At 65.1% G+C, this 1415-nt stretch carries 1 protein-coding gene; it reads right to left on the reverse strand.

Annotated features, from left to right (window positions below; all coding sequences use genetic code 11):
- Window positions 1-1129, reverse strand: a 1129-nt coding sequence (locus tag GY769_18145) for a hypothetical protein (protein ID MCP4203844.1), incomplete at its 3' end; no start/stop codon positions are given.
- Between the last annotated feature and the right edge of the window lie 286 nt (window positions 1130-1415).

Genomic DNA, 1415 nt, shown 5'->3' on the forward strand with positions numbered 1-1415 from the left:
AAACCCCTAGAGTCGCGGTCGAATCAGCGAGCGCGACGTTGTTCTCATCGCAATCCAGGTTCTGTTCGCGCCAGCGCTGTGAGAGCGAGGCACAGGGGATCAGCAACCGTCGGCCGCCGCACTCCTGGAGCTCGGGAGATGGTTCGAGCCGGAAGAGCTCACCGGTCACGAAACTGGATACGGTCAGGTCCTTCGGTCCCGGTGCGGAGCGCTCGGCGAGCCGAAGCTCCGAGGCTTCCGCGCAGGCTTCGGCGGCGGCTCGCGGCCTGGGTTGCTCGAGCGACACGTGGGTCGTACCTACCACCGCGCCCCCCAGGCACCTTGCCAGAGCGTCCAGGCGTCGGCGGCCGCTCACGTCGCCGCCCGCAAAGCCCCAGACCGCGAGCTCCGCGATCCTCTCGCTCGCCTCCCCTTCGCCCTCTGGAAAATAACGAATCCCGGGGTTGGATTGCGTCAACTCAATCACCTGGTAGGTCCTCATCGGAAGCAGGAAGGCAACGCTTTCCATCGACGGAATCTGATCGTTCCAGCGGATGCGAAACGAAACCAAACGCCGACCTCGCCCCAGCCGAACGTCGAGCCAGATGCGGCCGTTCGACAAGCACTCGAGTGCATCCTGGCCTTCCTCCGGCAGGGTCAGGCCCGGGTAGAGCCCGCGCAGAGCCGCGCGATAGGCATCGCATCGCAGCGACTGCTCGAGGAGCTTGCGATTCAGGACGACCTCGAGCGGCACCGCCGGCCCGTCCTCGCCGTTTTGGCTCGCCGCCTCTCCGGGTGACGTCCAGAGCGGATCGTGCGGCCAGACGGCTCGGCCGTAGAAGGAGCCGTACTGATCGGACCACGCCGCCGTCTCGCCTTTGGGAGGTCCCGGCAAGCCCACGTCCCCTTCGATCCGGCGAAAGGGAAAGACGTGGATTAAGCCGGGATCGAGAGCTTCGAGGCGCGCCGTCAGTTCGCAATCGATACCCGGATTGCGACCGTCGCCGATATTCGACAGGACCCAGACCGGGACCCCGTAACCTTCCACCTTGCCGAGTGACACGTTGATGAACTGCCCCAGGAGACCTTCTCGCGTTCCCCAAAGGAAGAGGGTCAAGAACGACGTCAAGCACAATAGAATGGACAGCATCAGGAAATCTCGCCTGCCCGCCCCACCGCCAGCATGGCGGCGCGAGAAAGAGCGGGTCCACTCGACCCAGGCCAGCCGGTACCAGCCAGGAGCCGAGCCGACTATCGCTTCGTCTAGGGATCGACGAGTCGCCTGGCTTTCCTGCATCGTTCCAGCCACTCTCGCCCCCTCTTTTCACAACGTCGCGAGCCGACCCGAAGAGCGGTCGACGAGCCGAGCTCTTGCGGGTCGTCCAGGTTGTGGGTAACCCAGAGGACGGCCCGTGGCTCGGTGCTCTGCTCGACCC

The organism is bacterium (genome assembly GCA_024224155.1).
Taxonomy (GTDB): domain Bacteria; phylum Acidobacteriota; class Thermoanaerobaculia; order Multivoradales; family JAHEKO01; genus CALZIK01.